This window comes from Enterobacter sp. K510 (assembly GCF_055804875.1).
In genome coordinates, this window is the sequence record NZ_JBNRLQ010000015.1 from 81,633 (window position 1) to 103,187 (window position 21,555).

A 21,555-nucleotide genomic window follows, 5' to 3' on the forward strand; every position below is an offset into this window, starting at 1 on the left:
ATTTAGGTTAAATATAGAGCACTATTCAAGAGTTGCATGATTTATCACTGTTCAGGAGGGAATCTTAATGGGAAATGCAATTTCTGAAGACTGGCATCCTGCCGATATCATCGCCGCTCTGCATAAGCGCGGCACAAGCCTGGCAAAAGTTTCAAGGGAAGCAGGCCTGGCGTCTTCCACGCTGTCAAATGCGTTGAACAAACCCTGGCCCAAAGGGGAATGGCTGATCGCAAATGCGCTGGAAATGCACCCTGCAACTATCTGGCCCGGCCGCTATCTCGACCCACAGCGCTCCCGTATGCCCAGAAAGCCGCTCACTGGCAGTATGTAAAAACTGACAGCAAACTACTCATCGTACAGCCCCTCCCTTTCCACGGCGGTGCGCCTTTTGTCCGGGCGTATCCGCCGCACTGACTCCCGCACCGCCAGCCTGCCATTGAGTAACAGCGTACCGGTTGGCGCGTCGGGGCGGATCAGCCGCTGCTGTAACAGATGCACCGCTTCTTCCCCCAGCTCGTCGCGCGGCACATGTACCGCGGTGAGCGGCACATCCTGGATCGCCGCCAGGTTAAAGCCGTCGATACTCATTACCGACACGTCCTGCGGCACCCGCAGCCCGCGCTTTTGCAGCGCTTTCACTGCGCCCGCTGCCAGAAAATCACCGCCCATCAGAAAAGCCGTCGGCAGCGCTTTCGCGGGCTGGGCGTCGAGCCATTCCCCCACCCTGACTTCCGCCTCGCGGGCGCTGAAACTCTGCACCAGCAGCACGTCGCGGTTATCGCTGAAGCGGAGGTTCTGCGCGCGCCAGGCGTCGCGAATGCCCGCCAGCCGCAGCTCCATGGTGTAGCGCCGCAGGCAGAGCACGTTCATCACGTGGCGATGGCCCATTTCGAACAGGTAACGGGCGGCAAATTCGCCGATCAGCCGGTGATCCGGGGCGATGGCGGGCAGGCGCATTTTGCGATCCCGGCTGTTAATTAATACGCAGGGCTTTGCCAGATCGGCGGCCAGATCGTGAATATGTTCGTCGTCGATGCCGAGCAGGATCGCTGCCTGGGTGTCGCTGTCGTTCATTTTCGCCAGAAACAGGTTGGCATCGCTGTCGTTCTCCTCCAGCGCGCAGTAACGCAGGTGCACCTCATGCGGTGCCAGCGCTTTGCTGATGCTCTGGATCACCCGGTAATAGAAGATGTCCGAACGTTCATCAAAGGCGCGCTGCGGGGCAAACACCAGCAGACTGTTGAGCAGCAGCCGTCCGGCGGCCATACCGTCCATCACGCCCAGTTCACGGGCGCAGGCCAGCACCGCCGCCCGCGCCTTTTCGCTGGTATTGGCTTTTCCCGCCAGCACCCGCGAGACCGTGCTCGCGGACAGCCGGGTACGGGCAGCGATTTCGGCGATTCTGAGCTTTTTGTCCATTTTGTGATCTGCGCCCGTTCGTTAAATGAAAGAATTTTCACAGCGTAGTTATCACGCTATATCTGTTATGCATGTCATTTTCGCCGGATGTAAGGCAAATTAATGAGAAAAGTTGCACAAAATCCGCTATTGCCCGGCAATTAATTTTCATAACCTCAACAGGACGCACAACTTCCATACTAGTTGTGTAATGACTCTGTAATTAAAACCATAAGTATCAAACAGATACCCCTACAAACCGTCCTTCGGAGAGCGTTATGAGTCAGGACATTAATAACGACATTGCGGTCGGCAAGCCGCGACGCATCATCAAGAATCTTCGCTGGTGGGTGCTGGTGCTGTTTTTGCTCGGCGTCACCGTCAACTACATCACCCGTAACTCGCTGGGTATTCTGGCTCCGGAGTTAAAAGACAGCCTCGGCATTACCACGGAACAGTATTCGTACATTGTTGGGGCGTTCCAGCTCGCCTATACCCTTTTTCAGCCGCTCTGTGGCTGGCTGATTGATGTCATCGGCCTGAAGCTGGGCTTTATGATCTGCGCTGCCCTCTGGGCGCTGGCCTGTATTTTACATGCCGGGGCCGGAAGCTGGCTGCAACTGGCGATCCTGCGTTTCTTTATGGGCGGCGCGGAAGCGGCGGCGACCCCGGCCAACGCCAAAACCCTCGGGGAGTGGTTCCCGAAATCAGAACGCCCGGTGGCCGCAGGCTGGGCGGGCGTTGGCTTTTCCATTGGCGCGATGCTGGCTCCGCCGATTATCTATTTCGCCCATGCTTCTTTCGGCTGGCAGGGCGCTTTTATGTTCACCGGTGGGCTGGCATTGCTGTGGGTGGTGCTGTGGTGGGCGTTCTACCACAACCCGGATAAACACCCGAATCTGAGCAAAGAGGAGCTGGCGCATATTCAGCAGGATAATGAGCCGCTTACCGAAAAACTGCCCTTCTTTACCGCGCTGAAAACCGTCTCGAAAAATAAACGCTTTTACGGCATCGCCATTCCGGCCTTTATGGCGGAACCGGCCTGGGCGGTGATGAGCTTCTGGGTGCCGCTGTATCTGGCGAAAGAGCACGGCATGGATCTGAAACAGATCGCCATGTTCGCCTGGCTGCCGTTCCTCGCCGCCGATCTGGGCAGTATCGCCAGCGGCTATCTCACCAAACTTTATACCCGCTGGTTTGGCTGCGCGCGCATCAATTCTATTGTTGCCAGTTCGGTGACAGGCGCGTTTCTGATGATCTCGCTGGCTGTCGTCACCCTCACCCGCGATCCGATCATTATCATCGCGCTGATCTCCATTGGCGGTTTTGGCCATCAGATCATCTCCTGCATGCTGAGCGCGCTGGTGGTGGAGTCCTTCGACAAGGGGCAGATGGCGACGGTCAACGGCATGCGCGGTTCCTGCGCGTGGATCGCCAGCTTCCTGTTCTCGCTGCTGATTGGCGTCACCGCCGACAAGATCGGCTTCAACCCGCTGTTTGTCGCCATGGGATTCTTTGACCTGATCGGCGCTTTTTTCCTGGTGGCATTTATTGCTGAACGTCGCGCTAAACGCGCCTGAGAGTGGATGTAAATCGATATGAAAACCCTGAAAAACTGGACGTTGCACGCGCAGTCTGATCACCACCTTGAGCTGCTGGTGGACGGGCAGCACAGGCTCTGCATTTATGTGCTGGAAGAGGCGCTGTTTCGCGTGCTGATTAAACGCAAAGGCGAGCTGGCGCTGGACAGAACCTGGAGCATTGCCCCGGCGCAGGACGTGCCCTGGGAAGGCCGCGCCCGGGACGATCTGAGCGCTTTTAGCTGCCCGGCCTGGACGCTTTCCCGCACGGATGACACCCTGACGGTGGAGAGCGCCGCCCTGCGCGTTACCGTCCACCAGCCGCTGTGGCTGGAGTGGCATTATCGCGATGACGCAGGCGCGTGGCAGTGGCTGGCGGGGGATCGCCCTACCAGCGCCTATCAGCTCAATGCTCACGGCGACGGCGTGGCGCACTATCTTCGTCGTGAGAAAACAGAACGTTTTTATGGCCTCGGCGAAAAAGCCGGGGATTTACAGCGCAACGGCAGGCGTTATGAGATGCGCAATCTGGATGCGATGGGCTATAACGCCGTCAGCACCGATCCGCTGTATAAGCATATTCCCTTCACCATAACCCGCCGGGATGACGTCAGCTACGGCCTGTTTTATGACAACCTGAGCAGCTGCTGGCTGGATCTGGGTAACGAGATCGACAACTATCACACCGCCTATCGCCGCTGGCAGGCGGAAGCGGGCGACATCGATTACTACGTCTTTACCGGTAAACGGGTGCTGGACGTCACCAAAGCCTTTGTGCGTCTGACCGGCAAAACGCTGTTCGGCCCCAAATGGAGCCTCGGCTACAGCGGTTCGACCATGCACTACACCGACGCGCCGGATGCCCAGCATCAGCTGATGAATTTTATCCGCCTGTGCGCAGAGCACGCCATTCCCTGCGATTCTTTCCAGCTGTCGTCCGGCTATACCTCCATCAATAACAAGCGCTACGTCTTTAACTGGAACTACGACAAAGTGCCGCAGCCGAAGGTGATGTCCGGCGCATTTCATGAGGCGGGCATTAAGCTGGCGGCCAACATCAAACCCTGTCTGTTGCAGGATCACCCGCGCTATGAGGAAGTGGCGCAGCAGGGGCTGTTTATCCGCGATTCCGAAAGCGACGCGCCGGAGCGCTCCAGCTTCTGGGATGACGAAGGATCGCACCTGGATTTTACCCATCCGCAGACCATCGCCTGGTGGCAGAACGGCGTCACCACGCAGCTGCTGGAAATGGGCATTGATTCCACCTGGAACGATAACAACGAGTATGAAGTCTGGGACGGCGAAGCGCGCTGTCACGGTTTCGGGCGTGAAATCGCCATTAAGCATATCCGCCCGGTGATGCCGCTGTTAATGATGCGCGCGTCGATGGAAGCCCAGCAGCGGTTCGCGCCGCACAAGCGCCCGTATCTGATCTCCCGCTCCGGCTGCGCCGGGATGCAGCGCTACGTGCAGACCTGGAGCGGCGACAACCGCACCAACTGGGATACGCTGCGCTATAACACGCGCATGGGTGTCGGGATGAGCCTGTCGGGGTTGTTTAACGTCGGCCATGATGTCGGCGGGTTTTCCGGCGATAAGCCGGATGCCGAGCTGTTTGTCCGCTGGGTGCAGAACGGCGTGATGCATCCGCGTTTCACCATTCACTCATGGAATGACGATCATACGGTGAATGAGCCGTGGATGTACCCGGCGGTAACACCAGCCATTCGCAGCGCCATCGAACTGCGCTACCGCCTGCTGCCCTATCTCTACACGTTGTTGTGGCAGGCCCATGCCGATGACGAGCCCATGCTGCGACCGACCTTTCTCGATCATGAGCATGACGCGCAGACCTTCGCCGAGTGCGACGATTTTATGCTCGGCCGCGATCTGCTGGTGGCTAGCGTCGTGGAACCGGGTCAGCGCCAGCGTCGCCTGTGGCTGCCGGATAACCACAGCGGCTGGTACGATTTTTACAGCGGCGACTGGTACAGCGGCGGACAGTGGGTGACGCTCGACGCGCCGCTGGAAAAACTGCCGCTGCTGGTGCGCGCCGGGGCGGGACTGCCGCTGAGCGAGCGCATCACTCATGTTGACGCCTGCGCGGATACCAGCCGCGAGCTGAAACTCTACCCGCTGAAAGGCGTCGGCAAAAGTGCCGGGCTGTTGTTTGAGGATGACGGGGAATCCTGGGGATATAAAGAGGGTAACGCGCTGTGGCTGACATGGGAAATGACCTGCGATGCCGGATCTATATCACTGAATATCACCCCGCGCGGCGATTATAATCCGGCGTGGAAAGCGTTGCAGGTGTCGTTACCGGCTGGTGAAAAACGGCAGCTGTGGGTGAACGGCGTGGCGACCAGTGAATGGCGCTTTGGCTGATCGGCCCCGCTCCTGACAACGCACAACGGATGTGGCAACTTATCAATCAGGGAGGAAATGATGGCCTTACCGGCAGATTATTATCAGCGCCTGTACGCGGGCGTACTGGGGAAATTAATCGGCGTCTATCTGGGACGCCCGTTTGAAGGCTGGCGCTATCAGGAGATCGTCGATCGGCTTGGCCACGTCGATTACTACGTGCATGATAAATTCGACCGCCCGCTGGTGGTGGCGGATGACGACGTGGCCGGAACCTTTACCTTTATTCGCGCGCTGGAGGATTATGGGCTTGCGGATACGCTCACCGCAGAACAGATCGGCCAGTGCTGGCTGAATTACATTATCGATAAGCGCACCATTTTATGGTGGGGCGGCAACGGGAATTCAACCGAGCAGACGGCCTGGCTTAACCTCAAAAAAGGCATTCCCGCGCCGTTAAGCGGTGCGGCATCCACCAATGGCAAAACCATTGCCGAACAGATTGGCTCACAGATATTTATTGATGGCTGGGCGCTGGTCGCGCCCGGTCAGCCCGCCCTTGCCGCCTCCTTAGCGCAAAAAGCCGCCAGCGTCAGTCACGATGGCGAAGCGGTATGGGCGGCGATGCTGTGGGCAGCCATGGAAGCCCAGGCTTTTATCTGTAGTGATATTCAGCAGCTGCTGGAGGTGGGCCTGTCGTTTATTCCTGCCGACTGTGAAATCGCCCGTATGATCGCCGACGTTCGCCGCTGGCACCGGGAGGACGGCGACTGGCACCTCACCCGCGAGAAGATCGACGCGCAGTACGGTTACGACAACTACCCCGGCAACTGCCCGATGGTGCCCAATCATGCCCTGATGATCATGGCGATGCTCTACGCACCCAATAATTTTCAGCAGGCGCAGTGCATTATCAATACTTCCGGTCGGGACACCGACTGCAACGCCGGTAATGTCGGCTGTCTGTCGGGGATCATGACCGGACTGGCGGGCATTGACGCCGGGCCGGACTGGCGCGGGCCGCTGGCGGATCGCCTGCTCATCTCCTCGGCGGACGGCGGTTTTTCCATTAATAACGCCGTGCGCATTACCGATTATCTGTACGATCTCGGCCACCGGCTCGCCGGGCTGCCGCGCCCGGCGCCCCGCAAAGATGGCGCACAGTTTCACTTCTCGCTGCCCGGCAGCGTGCAGGGCTTCCGTTCCCTGACGCCGTCGGTACAGGTGGGCAATGCGGCGTATCAGGGCCGGAATATGCTGTGCCTTGATTACCCCGCCCTGCCGCCGGACGCGCCCGCCTGCGTCACCACCCTCACCTTTTCGCCGCCGGAAGTGGCCGATATGCTGAGCTACGCCAGTTACGATCTGCTGGCGACGCCGCTGATTTATCCCGGTCAACAATTACAGGCCACGCTGTTTGCCCCGCCGGATAACCGGCAGATCGTCACGGTGCGGCTCTGCTACCGGGTGTATGACGAAAACAGTGAACGGCAACTTTACTACGGTGAACCGCAGCCGTTGCCGCCCGGTGGCGGGATCACGCTCGCCATGACGCTGCCGGACTGCCAGGGTCAGCCCATTGCCGGGGTGGGCATTGCGCTGACGGCCCCCTCTGCCGGACGGGTGCTGATGGATACCCTGCGCTGGGACGGAACGCCGCAGCTCACCCTGCGTAAACCGGCAGGCAAAAGCGATTTCTGGTGGCGATCCTGGGTGAACGGCGCGGATTTACTCTCACGCCACTATCCGGATCGTATCCGCATCTCCAGCGAACGGGACGAAGGGCTGTTGATCCACGGCACCCGCGAGTGGCGCGACTACCGCATCCAGTGCGATCTCACCCTGCACCTGGGCGACTACGGCGGGCTGGCGTTCCGCTTCCAGGGGATGCGCCGTTATTATGCCGTGCGCCTTACCGCTGATGAAAAGCTCCAGCTGATACGGGTGCGCGACGATAACATTAAGGTTCTGGCCGAAGCGCCGCGTACCTTCGTTTTCGAGCGCGAGATCGCTTTTGATATTCGCCTGCAGGGCAGGCTGATTGAAGCCACGGTGGATCATCTCCGGCTTAGCGTGATTGATGACGACGACAACGCTTTCACCGACGGCGGCTGCGGGCTGTTGGTGTTTGCCGGTGCCATCTCCACCGCCGCGATGCATATTTCTCCGGTTCATTAATCTGCCGCTTATCCGGCGGAGAGGATATTCCGCCGGGTAATCATTCACTGAGAGTAAGGCTGACCGTACAGTGATGCATTTCATTAATTAACCACTTAATGTTTGTCTTGCCCGCCTTATCTCCCGTAAGATGGACGATGTAACTCTATTAATGGAACTTGTAAGGTTATGTCCCCTACCATTTATGATATTGCGCGCGTGGCGGGTGTTTCAAAATCTACCGTCTCGCGGGTACTCAATAAAAAAACCAATATTTCGCCGCAGGCGAGGGATAAAGTTCTGAAGGCGATGAGCGAGCTAAATTATCATCCCAATAAAGCCGCCCGTGCGCTGACCTCATCCGGCTTTGACGCCATTATGGTTATTTATACCCGGCCGACAAAAACCACTGCCGGTAATCCTTATTTCTCTGAAGCCTTACATGCCATTACCGAAAAAGCGGAAGATGCAGGTTTTGACGTTATATTACAGACGTCGTTAAGCCCCGCCGATGAACTGCAAAAATGCGAAAGCAAAATCATGCAGAAGATGATCAAGGGCATTATTATGCTCAGCTCTCCGGCGAATGAGTTATTTCTGGCGCAGCTTGATAAGCACGGTATTCCGGTGGTGGTGATCGGCAAAGTGGAAGGCCAGTTTGAAAACGTCTATTCAGTGGATACCGATAACTATCACGACAGTATCGCCATTACCGATGCGTTAATTAAAGGCGGTCATAAAAATATCGCCTGTATTCACGCCCCGCTGAGCTATCACGTTTCCATCGATCGGGTTAACGGCTTTAAAGCCAGTTTGCAGGCCAGCCAGTTGCCGCTGCGTGACGAGTGGATCATCGACGGCGGCTACAGGCAGGAGAGCGCGCTGGATGCCGCCCGCGCCTTACTGAGCCTGCCCACACGCCCCGACGCGATCTTCGCCACCGACAGCCTGAAGCTGATGAGCGTCTATCGCGCGGCGGCAGAGCAAAACATCCGTATCCCGCAGCAGTTGACGGTGGTGGGCTACCTTAACGAAACCCTCTCTTTTATTCTCAACCCGCCGCCCGGGGGCATTGACGTGCCGTCCCAGGAACTGGGCGCGCAGAGTTTTGATCTGATCTTTAAGCTGATTTCCGGCAAGCCCTGCCCGCGAAATGTGATTGTGGCAACGACCATTATTTGAGGGCACCTGATGAAAAGAGTGGCACAGGCGTGCCACTCTGGCGATCAATTTTAGAACGCGTAGTTGAAGCCGACTCCGACGTAGTGGAACTTGTCGTCGCTGCCTTCGTCATGCCCCTGCCATTCAAACGCATAGTCCAGCGTCATGGACAGGCCGTTCTGGAAATCGTACGCGTACAGCATACCCAGACGGTTCATGTCATGATCTTCGCGGGTAATATCATCCTGCCAGTCCCAGTTTGACCAGCGGTCGAGGTCAAGGCGGGTGTAAGGCGTTAAGGTGGTATTACCTAACGAAATCGGTAAATAGGCACGGATTTGCTGGGTGGAGAACTCGCCGTTATTGCGCCCGCTGTCCATGTTAAAACCACGCTCCAGATAGTAGTTGGTTACTACCGAGAAGGTATCGTTGATTTTATATGTAAAGCCGGTTTCCGTTTCCACGCGGCTGTCTGCATAGCCGGTGGCGTTGAGATCGTTGGCAAACTGGTACAGCGCCAGCCAGCCGCCAAAACTCCAGGCGTCGTTAAGCTTCAGGTTCCAGTCCGGGGCGATTTTCCAGCGCTGCATATTCGCCGTACCGGCATCTTCGTTATGTTCATCCTTGAAGTGATAACCATAATTACGGAAGCCGCCGGTCAGACCGAGGGAGAAATCTTCCCGGTCAATAAACTGATAGTGAATTTCCAGTTCCGGACGATCAAACCAGGTGCCACGCGTACCGCCGCTGTAATCCACCGGGCCTTCCTGATAATAAGCCACCGCCACGCGCCAGGGGCCTTTCGAGGCATTGAACCAGACCGACGGTTCATACAGCCCGTCCATGTCCTCCCCCTGACCTTCGACGTTTTCACTTTCGTACATGGCGCCAATATTAAACTGCCAGTCGTTGTTTTCAGTTGCCTGCGCGCAGAATGTTCCGGCGCACAGGATCAAGGCGGCACGGCTCAGTAAGATTTTCATTTTCATTCCTTAGAAAAATAAAAATGTCATGCCGGATGAATCTATCCGGCGATATATTTATATAGTTAAGCGGCCAGTTAAATAGCCTGTTCGGTTTCCGCGTCAAAGAAATGACACTTATTCATATCGAAGTGAATGTTGATATTATCTCCCGCATGATAATCATTAACTGCTCCGGCACGTACCACTAACTCATGCCCCCCGACGGTGCTGTACAGCATAAATTCTGCACCGGTTAATTCCGCCACGCTGATACGCGCGGCGACACAATTTTCTTCCTGTAGCTTTGGATGAATATCTTCCGGACGAATTCCCATCACCACCGCTTTATGCTGGCAACCGCTGGCCTGTAAAGCGCTTAATTTATTTTGTGGAATGGTTAATTTAAGGGTTTCGGTAATAAACTGGTTACCGTCGATGGTGCCGCGAATAAAATTCATGGCCGGTGAGCCAATAAATCCGGCGACAAACATATTGGCCGGATGGTTATAAACGGTTTTCGGCGCGCCCACCTGCTGAATAATACCGTCCTTCATGATCACAATACGCGTCGCCATGGTCATGGCTTCGGTCTGATCGTGGGTGACGTAAATCATGGTGGTGTTCAGCTTCTGGTGCAGCTTGCTGATTTCCGCCCGCATCTGCACGCGCAGTTTGGCATCCAGGTTAGAGAGCGGTTCGTCCATCAGGAACACCCCGGCTTCACGCACGATGGCGCGCCCGAGGGCGACACGCTGACGCTGACCGCCGGAGAGCGCGCCCGGCTTGCGCTTTAAGTAATCGCGCAGGCCAAGGATCTGCGCCGCCCAGTTGACGCGCTCGTCGATAATCGCCTTATCGATCTTCTGCATTTTCAGGCCAAACGCCATGTTGTCGTAGACGCTCATGTGCGGATACAGGGCGTAGTTCTGAAACACCATGGCGATATTACGCGCCTTGGCGGGCACGTCGTTGACGCGCTTGCCGTCGATCATCAGGTCGCCGTCGCTGATCTCCTCAAGCCCGGCGATCATGCGCAGCGTCGTGGATTTACCGCAGCCTGACGGCCCCACAAAAACAATAAATTCTTTATCCTCGATCTCCAGGTTGAAGTCTTTTACCACGTGGACCTGGTTGTCATAAATCTTCTGGATATGTCGCAACGAGAGTTGTGCCATTTTGTGTCCTTACTTTCTGTGTTGCCAGAATGCTGATAAACGCGGCCACGTCAGTTCTTCCGTAGAGGAAAGACGCAAGGTTGCGTGCTTCAGGGTGTCGCCAATACCGATGGACGCCATGCCGCAGGCATTGATGGCGTCAATACCGGCCTGCGCATCTTCCACGCCGATACAGGCTTGCGGGTCGACGCCCAGCCCGGCGCAGGCGTTAAGAAAGATCTCCGGATCCGGTTTCGAGCGGCTGATGCGCGACGCATCGGCGCAAAAGCCAAACAGATCCGTCATCTCCAGCGCCTGAAGAATGGCCGGGGCGTTAAGGGAGACGGACGCGAGGCCAGCGGGAATGCCGCGGCTGCGCAGTTCGGTGAGCAGCGTTTTAATCTCCGGCAGCACGGCGTGTGGAGTAAGCTGGCGCAGTGAATCGACATAAATGCCGTTTTTACGCGCCGCCAGTGCCGCGCACTCCGCCGGATTAAAATCCTGCTCCCGCCCGCCGTGCGCCAGAATGCGCCGCAGCGATTCCATGCGGCTGATGCCTTTCAGGGTGGCGTTAAAGGTTTCGTCGATGTCGATGCCCACCTCTTTCGCCACCTGTCGCCAGGCGTGAAAATGCAGTTCAGCGGTATCGGTGATCACGCCGTCAAGATCGAAAATGACGGCCTGTAGTTGCTGTGCCATGGCTTAGCGCCCCTCCGTGGTAGCGGTCCCGGTCGTGGGTAAATAAAAATTGTGCAGCGCACAGATCAGCTCGCCGTCCACCGTCAGCGGCTGCTGATTGAGATACAGCCTGACCGCGGAAGTGCTGCGGATACGGATCTGCCCGGCATCGAGGGTGATGTGCAGCGACACGCCCTGCCAGCGCAGCGGGAAGTCGAGCTGCTGCCAGCCCTGGGGTAAACGCGGCGACAGATGGAGTTCGCCCTGACGCACCGACAGCCCGGCAAAACCCTGGATTGCCCCCAGCCAGATCGCCCCGGTGGCGGCGGCGTGAATGCCATCGTCGCAGGCGTGCGGATCGCAGCCCAGATCGATGTCTGCCCCTTCGCGCCAGAAACGGTAGGCGGTGTCGGTGTCGCCGCAGCCCGCCGCCACGATGCCGTGGATCGCCTTGCTGAGGGACGAGTCGTGAATGGTGCGCGGTTCGTAAAAGTTCAGGTTCGCCAGACATTGCGCCGGGGTGAACAGCTCCGGCAGCATATAGGTCAGCATCACCACGTCCGCCTGCTTGAGGATCTGCATCTCGTTAACTTCTGCGCGCGAGTAATCGAGCAGAATGGTCTGTTTGCCCGCTTTCGCTTTGTAGGCGCTGAGATCGATAACCGGTTTTTGCAGGAAGCTGTCATCCTGCGGCAGCACGCCGTCCGCCGTGGGTTGCGGCAGCCACAAACGCTGCAGAAAACGTTCCGCCTGGCTTACAAAGGCCTCGTCGCGACAGGCGAACTGACGCGCAAAATGTAGCGCCTGCGCCACGTTGTAGTGCGCCAGGTAGCTGGTGTAAGCGTTGTTGTTGACGTGCTCGGTGTACTCGTCCGGGCCGATAACGTCGTGGATCTCCAGCCGGTTATTCACCTCAACCGCGCGGCTGATCCAGAACTTCGCCGTGTCGATCAAAAGCTCCAGCCCTTCGTGCGCCATAAAGCTGTCGTCGCGGGTGGCGTGCCAGTAGGCCACCACCGCCCAGGCGATGTCTGCCACCAGGTGATGCTCCGCCAGGGCAGAGGCCACTTTTTGCCGCACGCCGGTGCGGATATTGATTGCCGCGAATTCCGGCGTTTCTTCGTCGCCGCTACGGGCGCTCTCCCACGGAAAAAGCGCGCCCTGCCAGCCGTTTTGCCGCGCTTTTTTGCGCGCCCCCGGCAGATTGTGCCAGCGGTAGCGCAGTAAACGACGGGCGATGTCCGGCTGGCTGAACAGGTGGAACGGCAGCAGGAAGACTTCGGTATCCCAGAAAATATGGCCTTTGTAACCTTCGCCGGTCAGCCCTTTCGCCGCAATACTGCTGCGCTCGTCGTGGCCCGGCGTCATGATATGCAGATGATACAGGGCATAATCCAGCGCCTGCTGATCCCGCGGATCCTGACTCGTTACCTGCACGCGGCTGCGCGCCCAGAAGCTTTGCCAGGCGGTGTCCGATGCGTGGCGCAGCGCGTCATAACCCTGTGCAACGCAGCGCTCAAGCTCGGCCCGCCCCTGCTGGCTCAGCGATTCCGGCAACCGGGCGCGGTCATCACTCCAGGCGATCCAGCTCAGTTTTTCCAGCGTGATGCTCTCGCCCGCCGCGACATTCGCCACGTTGTGTTGCAGAAGCTGGCGGTTTTTTGCGGTAAAGCAGGTGCTCGCCGCCCCGCTCACCCGGCACCAGCTGGTGATGGCGACATCCGCCGTGCCGTCCTGGGTGGCGTAGATGCCCTGCAACCAGTGTTCGCCGAAGACCCGCAGCTGCACTTCATCCAGGTGCTGACGCCCGCAGTTGGTCTGGGTGGCGTCAATGCCGGTGACCAGCGACACGCGGGCGTCGCGGTTTAACGGCGTAATGGTCAGCGTCATGGCGAACAGCGGCAGCTGCGCGGCAGAGGCAAAGCGGCGGCTGCTGATGCGGTAGTGCGCGCCGTTGGGCGAGCGCCAGATCAGCGAACGCGTCAGCTCGCCGGTGGCGAAATCCAGTTCGCGCTGCCAGTCGCCGATCTCGCCCCCTGCGGTGGTAAAAATCTCGCCGTTGAGTTCGATCTGCACGCCAACCAGATCCGGCAGGTTCACCAGTTCGCTGGTTTCCCCTATACCCGCGCAGTGATACAGCCCGGCAAGATACATGCCGCGGGTTTGCAGCGGGCAGGTTTCTTCATGGCTGGCGCGGATGCCCATATAACCGTTGCCGGTGGTCATCAGCGAGGCGTATTTGTTCAGGCTATGCAGACTGCATTCCGTTTGCCTGAGCGTCGAAAGCTTGATCATAATTCCACACTTGTCCCTGTTTCGGCGGCCTGATAGAGCGCGGCCACCAGCTGCTGCACGATGCGTCCCTGTTCGGCGTCGGCGATGGGCACCGCTTCGCCCTGCACGTGGCGTACAAAGGCGTCCATGCTGCGCAGATGGCGGTTGTCATCGGCCTGTTCACGGGCAAACAGCGTTTTTAGCTCGCCGCCCTCGTCGGTATATACCTGCGCCGGGAACAGCGTCGCCCCGGCCTTATCGCCGCAGAAGGTCACGTTCATGATCGACTGCGCGGTCATGTTGAGCGCAAACGAGGTTTCCAGCCGCAGGATGCCGCCATTATGAAATTCAATGGTGCCGAACAGCGCGTCTTCCACGCTGTAGCTCGCCGGATCCCACTCGCCAAACTGACCGCTGTTTTTACGATTGCCGATCTTCTGAAAGCTGTGGGCACTGACGCGTTTGACCGCCGGGAACCCCAGCACGTAGAGCGCCGCGTCCAGCATATGAATGCCGATGTCGATCAGCGGGCCGCCGCCGGACAGGGCTTTATTGGTGAAGACGCCCCAGCCCGGCACGCCGCAGCGGCGCAGCGCGGTGGCGGTAGTGACGTACACCTCGCCCAGCGCGCCGTCGATCACCTGCTGGCGCAGCAGTTGCGCATCCAGCGCGAAACGGTGGTGAAAGTCGTAGGCCAGCACTTTTCCGGCGCGGCGGGCGGCGCTGCACATGGCTTCCGCCTGCTCCGGCGTCATGGCCGGCGGCTTTTCGCACATCACATGGCAACCGGCCGCCAGCGCCATCATCACGTGATCATAATGAAAACGGTTGGGGGAGCAGACGCTGACAATGTCGGGTTTCACCGCGTCGAGCATGGCCTGGGGATCTTCCCAGACCTCTATATGCGCGCCGTACTTTTCTGCCATCGCCTGCGCCTGAGACAGGCGGCTGTCACAGACAGCCACCAGTTTCACAGCGTCATGGGTGCAGTAGTAGGAAGCATGTACTTTATCCGCCACTTGTCCGGCGCCGATAATGGCGACGCGCAGCGGTAAAGTCGTGGTTGCACTCATCACAGAGAACCTCTTAGCAGGTGCGCAAAAAGGCCAGTGACTGACGGTAGGCTTCGCACGGATCTTCTGCCCGCACGCGCCCTTCGTACACCACGTATCCCTGATAGTTATCGGCGCGCAGCTGATCGAACAGGGCGCGGAAGTTCAGCGTGCCGCTGCCCGGCTGATAGCGATGGTTGTCAGCAATATGCACATGTCCCAGCAGATCGCGGTTGTCATGCAGCGCTTTCGCCAGATCGTCTTCTTCGATGTTCATATGGTAGAAATCGCCGATGATCTGCACGTGTTTCAGATCGTTTTCCACGATATAGCGGCGGGCGTCGGCCAGGGTGTTGATCATATGATCCTGGTAGCGGTTAAGCGGCTCCAGGTAAACCGTGGTGCCGGTGCGCGCCGCAACCTTATCCAGATAAATAAGCGAATCGCTGACCGCTTTGCGATCGCCCGCCAGGCTGCGCGGCGAGGTCATCGGCGGCAGACGGAAGGTAAACATGCCCCAGGCCGCCGGGACGATGATCCCCTGCCCGCCCACTTCCGCCAGCGCTTCCAGAATGCGTTCAATCTGTTGCAGGCCATTAAGACGGCGCTCTTCGATAAAGTCGCCGATCCAGCCGTCGTAGCCGCCGCAGGCGGTGGTCACCGGCAGGCCGGTTTCTTTGATGGCCGCTTTTACCGCGTCAACATTATTGATCAGCAGCCTGCCGTCGATTTCAAAGCCATCGAAGCCCATTTCCTTGATAAAACGAAATTTTTCCAGAATGTTTTCCGGGAAGAAGGCCTGGTTCTGTGTTCCGATTTTCATGTTCAGTAATCCTTTACCTTAAAAGGTGACGCCCATTTTGATGCTCTGTTCCGGGTGACGGTCGACGAACTGCATGTAGCTTTCCGCGCTGCTGGCGAAGGTCACTACCGGATCGATCAACTCTTCGCAGTCGAGATAGCCGTTCATCAGCAGTTCCCAGCAGGTCTCTTCGATGCGCTTACGGCTCCAGCGCGGGTAGTCCGGGTTCGGCTCGCTACAGGCGCGGGAGAAGACAATTTTCGCGTTGTTGAAATGCGCTTCGCGGCCGAGGTTGAAGCCTTCCGCAAACGGCTTGGCGAAGGCGACGTAAGAGATGGTGCCGCCGTAGGCCAGCCCGCGCAGCGCCGACTGCAACGCATCGGCGTAGCCGCTGGTTTCGATGATCACGTCCGCACCCTGTTTGCCGGTGAGCTTTTTGATCTCAAGACCCACGTCGGTGCCGATTGGGTTGAGGCAGAAATCCGCCCCGTGACGGCGGGCGATATCACAGCGGTGGGCAATAGGATCGACGCCAATCACCACCGAGGCCCCGGCTTTTTTCGCCAGCTGGACCGCGATCTGGCCGATTGCGCCTAAGCCGACAATCACCACGAAATCCCCGACGCGCACGTTGGCGTCACGCACGCCGCTCATGGCGAACTGCGCCGGATCGTAACAGACGGCGTTTTTCCACGAGCTGCCCTGCGGCATTTTGCGCAGTTTGTAGTTATTTACCGCGTTGATGATGACGGTTTCCGATAACGGACCGTAGCCGCATACCCGATCGCCAATGGCGTAGTCGGTGACCTGCGCGCCGCGTTCGATTACCTCGCCCACCACCATGTTGCCGAGCTGGAACTTGCCAAATTCGATACCGCGCGGCGCGTCTGCCGGACGCGGGGTAAACATCTGCCATTCCGCGTTGAATTCCTCGTCGATAAACGGGCTGGCGGCGCGAAAATCCACCACTTCCGTCCCGTGTTTTGGCGCACCGAACATGACGCGGATTTTGACTTCGTTCTCCGCCACGGCGCGATCTTCATACTCCACCAGCGCCGCAACACGCGGTTCGGTCGCCACTAACTTCTTCATTCCAGTCTCCTGTTAAAATCAGGCCGCCTTAGCCCTTAACGCCACCGGCGGTCAGTCCACTTTTGATAAAACGTTCAGAAAGCGCATACATGATCACCACCGGCAGCGCGGTCACCAGCGAGGCCGCCATCATGCGTCCCCAGATATAGTCCGGCGTGCTGAACAAGGTGTTCAGGCCGACCGGCAGGGTGAAGTTGCTGGCGCTGGAGAGGAAAATCGAGGCGAACAGATAGTCGTTCCAGGCCACCATAAAGCAGTAGACAAAGACCGACACCAGCCCGGATATCGCCAGCGGCACGGTGATGCGAAAGATAATTTGCAGTCGGTTGAGGCCGTCCATCATCGCGGCTTCTTCGATCTCATCAGGGATGGTGTCGAAGTAGCTTTTCAGCATGAACACGGCGGTAGGCAGCGTCTGGGTCACCATGGTGATGATCAGCGCCATTTCGGTGTCGTAGATGCCAAGGGCGGTGATGATCTTGAACAGCGGCACCACCAGCAAAATGCCGGAGAACATGTACACCGTGTAAAAGCTGGCGTTGATGGTCATGCGGCCCTTAAAGCGCAGGCGGGAGAGCGCATAGGCTCCCAGGGTACCGAGAAACACCGCTACCGTGGACGACACCACCGACACCACCATGCTGTTACGGAAGTAATCGACGAACGGGAAAATCAGCGGATTAAAAATGTCGATATAGTGTTCCAGCGTCCACTGCTGCGGCAGCAGCGTCGGCGTGAGGGAAATCGCCTCTTTCGCGCCTTTGAACGAGGTCATCAGCATCACGAAAAACGGAAACAGCGTGATGATGAGAAAGGCAGCCAGCCCGACGTAAAACCCGATGCGGCTGAGGGTACGTTTACTTGTTGCCATTGAGATTCACCCGTTTTCTGGTCAGCAAAATTACCGCGAAAATAATGACGAACAGCACGATAGAAATGGCCGCTGCTTTTCCTAAGTCATTAAATGCGAAAGCCGTTTTGTAGAGATAAACGCCGAGGATATCGACCTTGGTGGTCAGCAGATAAACGTCGGCGAACATGTAGAACATCCAGATGGTGCGCAGCGTCACCACTGTCGCCAGCACCGGCATGATCGCGGGCAGCGTGACGATGCGAAAACGCTGCCAGGCGTTCGCGCCGTCCATTTCGGCGGCTTCGTACAGCGATTTATCGATGGTCTGCAAAATCGCCAGAAAGGAGATAAAGGCATAGGGGAAGTAGCGCCATATGGCGAACAGCACCACCAACACAAAGCTGCTGCCCGGATTATCGAACCACAGCGGCGCCCGATCGTAGAGATGCAGCAGATCGACGCCCAGATAGTTCACAATGCCGTAGCCATTGTTGAACATGTACTTCCAGGCAAAGACCAGCGAAATCGACGGCGTGACGTAGGACAAAATCACCAGCGAACGCGCGGTTTTGCGCAGACGAAACTCGCGGTTAAAGAAAATCGCCACCGCCAGACCGAGCACGGTACTGCCCGCCACCACCAGCACGGTGTACCAGACCGTCATCCACAATGAATGCCAGAAACCCGGATCGCTTAAGATACGGATATAGTTTTCCAGCCCGACAAAAGTCGCGTCGATGCGCGGGTTCAGCGGCAGGCGTAAGAAACTGATTTCAATATTAGATACCATCGGCCAGGCTACGAGGCCCCCCAGCAAAATTAAGCTGGGGGCCAGTAGCAGCATGGCGAAAGGCATATCAGAACGACCTGAAAACAACCTTTTCATAACTGCAATTCACATCCTTTGATTAACGTTGTTTTACAAGTTCTTCCAGCTTCGCCTGCCCTTCTGAAAGGGTCTGGCTGAGATCTTTTTTACCTACCGTGACGTTATGCACCGCGCGGTTAATCGTCCCGGATCCGGTCACATCGCCCATGCGGGTAAAGTTTTTATCGCCGACGGAGCCGAAGACTTTCATATTCGGATACTGGGCGATCAGGTCATACGGCAGCTGACCAAAGGCCTTGATCACCTCGTTGTCTTTCCACAGCGCGGTGTCGGTGACGCCTTTATTGGCCGGGAAAGCCGCGCCGGGCGACATCATTACCCACTCCGCTTCGTTTTCGGCCTTGTGCATAAAGGTGACGAATTTCTCTGCGGCGGCGGTTTCGTCAGCCGACTGGCCGTTACTGATGGTCAGCGAGGTGATGGTGCCGAACACCGCGGCAGATTTTTCAGTGGGCACCATAAAGCCGAGGTTGGCCGGATCACCCTCTTTAAACACTGCGGGCAGGATGTAGGTGGAATAGATCGCCATCGGTGCGGCACCGTTCATAAAGGCGTCTTTAATTTCCATGACGTTGTTGGAGCCAGGCATGGTGGTTTCCGCCAGCTGACGGTACATTCCCAGTGCCTGTTCCATTTCCGGCGTGTTGAACGTGATGCTGCCGCTGGCGTCAAAGACGTTGGCGTCGTTGGAGAGCGCAAACTGGGAGAACGCCTGCTCGGTCATCACGCTTTCTGCCGTCGGCAGCGCGATACCGTATTTTTTCTGCGCCGGATCGCTGAGCTTCTGCGCCGCCTCCAGCAGTTGCTGCCAGTTCTGCGGCTCGCTCAGACCGGCATTTGCCAGCACATCTTTTTTGTACCAGACGCCCTGTAGCCAGGCGCTGATCGGCACGCCGTTCCAGGCCGTTCCGTCTTCGGTACGCACGATTCGCAGCACGCCGTCATAGAAATTCTGCTCGCCCACAGAGGCGATCACTTCGCCGATGGCCTTACGATCCACCAGCTGTTCTTTGTCCATCACTTTGGCGTAGTCGTGGCTGGTTTCGATCACTTCCGGCAGGGCGCCGGTACGCGCCAGGGTAATGATTTTGGTGTTAAAGGCGTCTTCTTCCACCGGCACCTGTTTTACGGTGATGTCCGGGTTTTCTTTCTGGAACCGATCGATCAGGCGGGAAATAACCGCCTGGCGCTCCTGTTCAACGGAGGAGTGCATAAATTCAATGGCGACCGTCTTTTTTTCTTCCTTACAGCCGGAAATAAGGGCGCACGACACCAGTGCTGATAACAGCACGACTTTTGCTTTAAGCATAAGATGTTCCTTTATTGTTTTTTGATCCACATGACCTGCCACGGACGCAGGGTCAATTCCGCATGAGGGACAGGACATCCACTTATTAAATCAAAGCCTGTACTGTGGACTTTTATTTTTTGTTCGACGTTACTGATATTAAATAATGCCTCCAGCGTCTCGCCATTTTTAGCGGTACGGGTAATTTGCATTACCTGCGGCGTGAGACTATTGATAGTGAACGCGCTGTCCGGATGGAAAACACTGCTCTGGCGGCGCAGCACAATTATTCTGGATAAAGCGTGATAAACACGATGCCGCAGGGAGCCGCTGGCCTGTAGCTGACTTTCAATATCGTCCTGATGATATTTCTGGCGATTAATCGCGCGGTTATAGCCCAAACGTTCAACGCCGTCATAATCGTTACGCGATCCCATAATGCTCTGAATATAGATCGCCGGCACGCCAGGGAAACTCAGCAGAATGGCATGGGCAAGCAGGAAACGGGCCAGACGTTCATCATCGGTGCTGTCCCGCGCGCTTAACGCGTCCATATAGGTGACGTTCACCTCGTACGGGCTACGGGTGCCGTCCGGGTTATTTTTCCAGTTAACTAACGCGCCTTCCTGACGCAGCTGCTCCACTAAATGCAGAATTTCTTCTTCCGGCAAAATGCCGCGTAACGGGTTAAGACCAATGCCATCGTGGGAGGCGAGGAAGTTAAACCAGGTGGTGTCGCGACCCGGCAGCGTCAGCCCCTGCGCCCACTGGCACAGCGCGGTGGCGTCCTGACGGTGCACCGCATGCAGCACCAGCGGCGGCAGCGAGAACTGATACACCATGTGCGCTTCATCGCGCCCGTTGCCCAGATAAGAGATATTGTCTTTATGGGGAACGTTGGTTTCAGTGATGATCGCCGTACCCGGCGCGACCTCGTCTGTTATGGCGCGGAACAGTTTGATCAGCTGGTGGGTTTTCTGTAGATGAATGCAGCTGGTGCCCGGCGTTTTCCACATGAAGCCAACCGCATCCAGGCGCACGTAATCCGCCCCCTGCGCCAGATAGTGCAGCAGCACCTCGATCATCGCCAGCAGCACGTCCGGCTCGTTATAGTTAAGGTCAATCTGATCGTCGCTGAAGGTGGTCCACAGGTGGCGCTGCGAACCGTCATGCAGCGTGAAAGGCGTTAATAACGGCAGCGCGCGCGGGCGGGTCACCGCCGATAAATCGGTGGCCGGATCCATGGCGAGAAAGAAATTCTCAAAGCCTGGCTTCTGTTGCAGATAATTGTTGAACCATTCGCTATTTGCCGACATATGATTGCAGACAAAATCGAACATCAGCCGCGCCTGTTTGTTTAATTCGGCAATATCGCTCCACTCCCCTGATTCCGGAGCGACGCGGTGATAATCCATTACCGAAAAACCGTCGTCAGACGACCATGGATAAAATGGTAATAAATGGACATGCGAGAAAACAGATTTAAACCATTTATAATAGAAATCGTTAAATACCGCTAAGGGCTTAGCCTTTTCATGATGAAATTGATCGGCGTAGGTAATTAACACCACATCGCTTTCATCCCATTTCTGTTTACGGTTTTGGGTAATAAGCGGTCGGTATTTCTCAATACAGGCCGTTAATTTTTCATAATGTGTGTCGGTGAAACGCCCGGCATAAACTTCCCGAAGCAGTGTGTTAATGTTTCCGTTCATTTGACTTTCCGTGGTATCGGTCCCATGACGCGGAAAATTACTCCTCCTGAAATGGGGTGTCAACGTAGCGGGGCCGTGATAAAGCGGGTTATGACGAAATTAAATGCATATTTGTGAGCTGTCGCAAATTTAA

General features: G+C 57.1%; 17 protein-coding genes. 5 read left to right on the top strand and 12 right to left on the bottom strand.

The features are described from left to right. Positions 1–67: 67 nt before the first annotated feature. Entirely contained in the window at positions 68–331 is a 264-nt protein-coding gene (locus ACQUTD_RS20655) for a helix-turn-helix domain-containing protein (protein ID WP_318363552.1), read from the top strand. A 14-nt stretch (positions 332–345) separates the two neighbouring features. On the opposite strand, the gene ACQUTD_RS20660 is transcribed toward ACQUTD_RS20655, so the two are convergent. Further along, on the bottom strand, positions 346–1,419 hold the full coding sequence (locus ACQUTD_RS20660) for a substrate-binding domain-containing protein (RefSeq protein WP_473277345.1): 1,074 nt from the start codon (positions 1,417–1,419) through the stop codon (positions 346–348). 257 nt (positions 1,420–1,676) lie between these two features. On the opposite strand from ACQUTD_RS20660, the gene ACQUTD_RS20665 reads away from it, so the two are divergent. The 4 genes from ACQUTD_RS20665 (at position 1,677) to ACQUTD_RS20680 (ending at position 8,681) form a co-directional block, all read left to right on the top strand. After that, positions 1,677–2,978: an MFS transporter gene (locus ACQUTD_RS20665; protein ID WP_072567953.1), complete on the top strand. Its 1,302-nt coding sequence runs from the start codon at positions 1,677–1,679 to the stop codon at positions 2,976–2,978. Between the two features lie 18 nt (positions 2,979–2,996). After that, entirely contained in the window at positions 2,997–5,363 is a 2,367-nt protein-coding gene (locus tag ACQUTD_RS20670; protein WP_473277346.1) for a TIM-barrel domain-containing protein, read from the top strand. 57 nt (positions 5,364–5,420) lie between these two features. Continuing rightward, the gene (locus tag ACQUTD_RS20675; protein WP_473277347.1) at positions 5,421–7,520 is read left to right on the top strand and encodes an ADP-ribosylglycohydrolase family protein; all 2,100 of its coding nucleotides are present in this window, start codon (positions 5,421–5,423) and stop codon (positions 7,518–7,520) included. A gap of 168 nt (positions 7,521–7,688) precedes the next feature. Then, positions 7,689–8,681: a LacI family DNA-binding transcriptional regulator gene (locus ACQUTD_RS20680; protein ID WP_473277348.1), complete on the top strand. Its 993-nt coding sequence runs from the start codon at positions 7,689–7,691 to the stop codon at positions 8,679–8,681. A gap of 50 nt (positions 8,682–8,731) precedes the next feature. Here ACQUTD_RS20680 and ACQUTD_RS20685 read toward each other — a convergent pair whose 3' ends face one another. From ACQUTD_RS20685 to ACQUTD_RS20735, 11 genes are all read right to left on the bottom strand, one after another. Beyond that, the gene (locus ACQUTD_RS20685) at positions 8,732–9,643 is read right to left on the bottom strand and encodes an OmpG family monomeric porin (protein WP_072567949.1); all 912 of its coding nucleotides are present in this window, start codon (positions 9,641–9,643) and stop codon (positions 8,732–8,734) included. A 77-nt stretch (positions 9,644–9,720) separates the two neighbouring features. Beyond that, positions 9,721–10,800: a sn-glycerol-3-phosphate ABC transporter ATP-binding protein UgpC gene (locus ACQUTD_RS20690; RefSeq protein ID WP_473277349.1), complete on the bottom strand. Its 1,080-nt coding sequence runs from the start codon at positions 10,798–10,800 to the stop codon at positions 9,721–9,723. A 9-nt stretch (positions 10,801–10,809) separates the two neighbouring features. After that, positions 10,810–11,478 (bottom strand): beta-phosphoglucomutase, encoded by a 669-nt coding sequence (gene pgmB, locus ACQUTD_RS20695; protein WP_473277350.1) that lies wholly within the window; start codon positions 11,476–11,478, stop codon positions 10,810–10,812. Between the two features lie 3 nt (positions 11,479–11,481). Next, complete coding sequence (locus ACQUTD_RS20700; RefSeq protein WP_473277351.1) at positions 11,482–13,752, bottom strand: glycosyl hydrolase family 65 domain-containing protein; 2,271 nt, start codon at positions 13,750–13,752, stop codon at positions 11,482–11,484. Beyond that, complete coding sequence (locus tag ACQUTD_RS20705) at positions 13,749–14,807, bottom strand: D-glucoside 3-dehydrogenase (RefSeq protein WP_318363560.1); 1,059 nt, start codon at positions 14,805–14,807, stop codon at positions 13,749–13,751. The genes ACQUTD_RS20700 and ACQUTD_RS20705 overlap by 4 nt, the downstream gene beginning before the upstream one ends. 10 nt (positions 14,808–14,817) lie before the next feature. Next, complete coding sequence (locus ACQUTD_RS20710) at positions 14,818–15,606, bottom strand: 3-dehydro-D-guloside 4-epimerase (protein ID WP_473277352.1); 789 nt, start codon at positions 15,604–15,606, stop codon at positions 14,818–14,820. Between the two features lie 18 nt (positions 15,607–15,624). Then, the gene (locus ACQUTD_RS20715; protein ID WP_072567943.1) at positions 15,625–16,677 is read right to left on the bottom strand and encodes a D-guloside 3-dehydrogenase; all 1,053 of its coding nucleotides are present in this window, start codon (positions 16,675–16,677) and stop codon (positions 15,625–15,627) included. 28 nt (positions 16,678–16,705) lie between these two features. Further along, positions 16,706–17,548, bottom strand: coding sequence for a carbohydrate ABC transporter permease (locus ACQUTD_RS20720; RefSeq protein WP_072567942.1), 843 nt, complete (start codon positions 17,546–17,548; stop codon positions 16,706–16,708). Beyond that, positions 17,535–18,416 carry a carbohydrate ABC transporter permease gene (locus tag ACQUTD_RS20725; RefSeq protein WP_072567941.1) on the bottom strand — a complete coding sequence of 294 codons (882 nt, stop codon included), beginning with the start codon at positions 18,414–18,416 and terminating at the stop codon, positions 17,535–17,537. The genes ACQUTD_RS20720 and ACQUTD_RS20725 overlap by 14 nt, the downstream gene beginning before the upstream one ends. A gap of 22 nt (positions 18,417–18,438) precedes the next feature. Next, the gene (locus ACQUTD_RS20730; RefSeq protein ID WP_473277353.1) at positions 18,439–19,728 is read right to left on the bottom strand and encodes an extracellular solute-binding protein; all 1,290 of its coding nucleotides are present in this window, start codon (positions 19,726–19,728) and stop codon (positions 18,439–18,441) included. Positions 19,729–19,739: 11 nt separating this feature from the next. Beyond that, on the bottom strand, positions 19,740–21,422 hold the full coding sequence (locus ACQUTD_RS20735) for an alpha-amylase family glycosyl hydrolase (RefSeq protein ID WP_473277354.1): 1,683 nt from the start codon (positions 21,420–21,422) through the stop codon (positions 19,740–19,742). Positions 21,423–21,555: the final 133 nt, after the last annotated feature.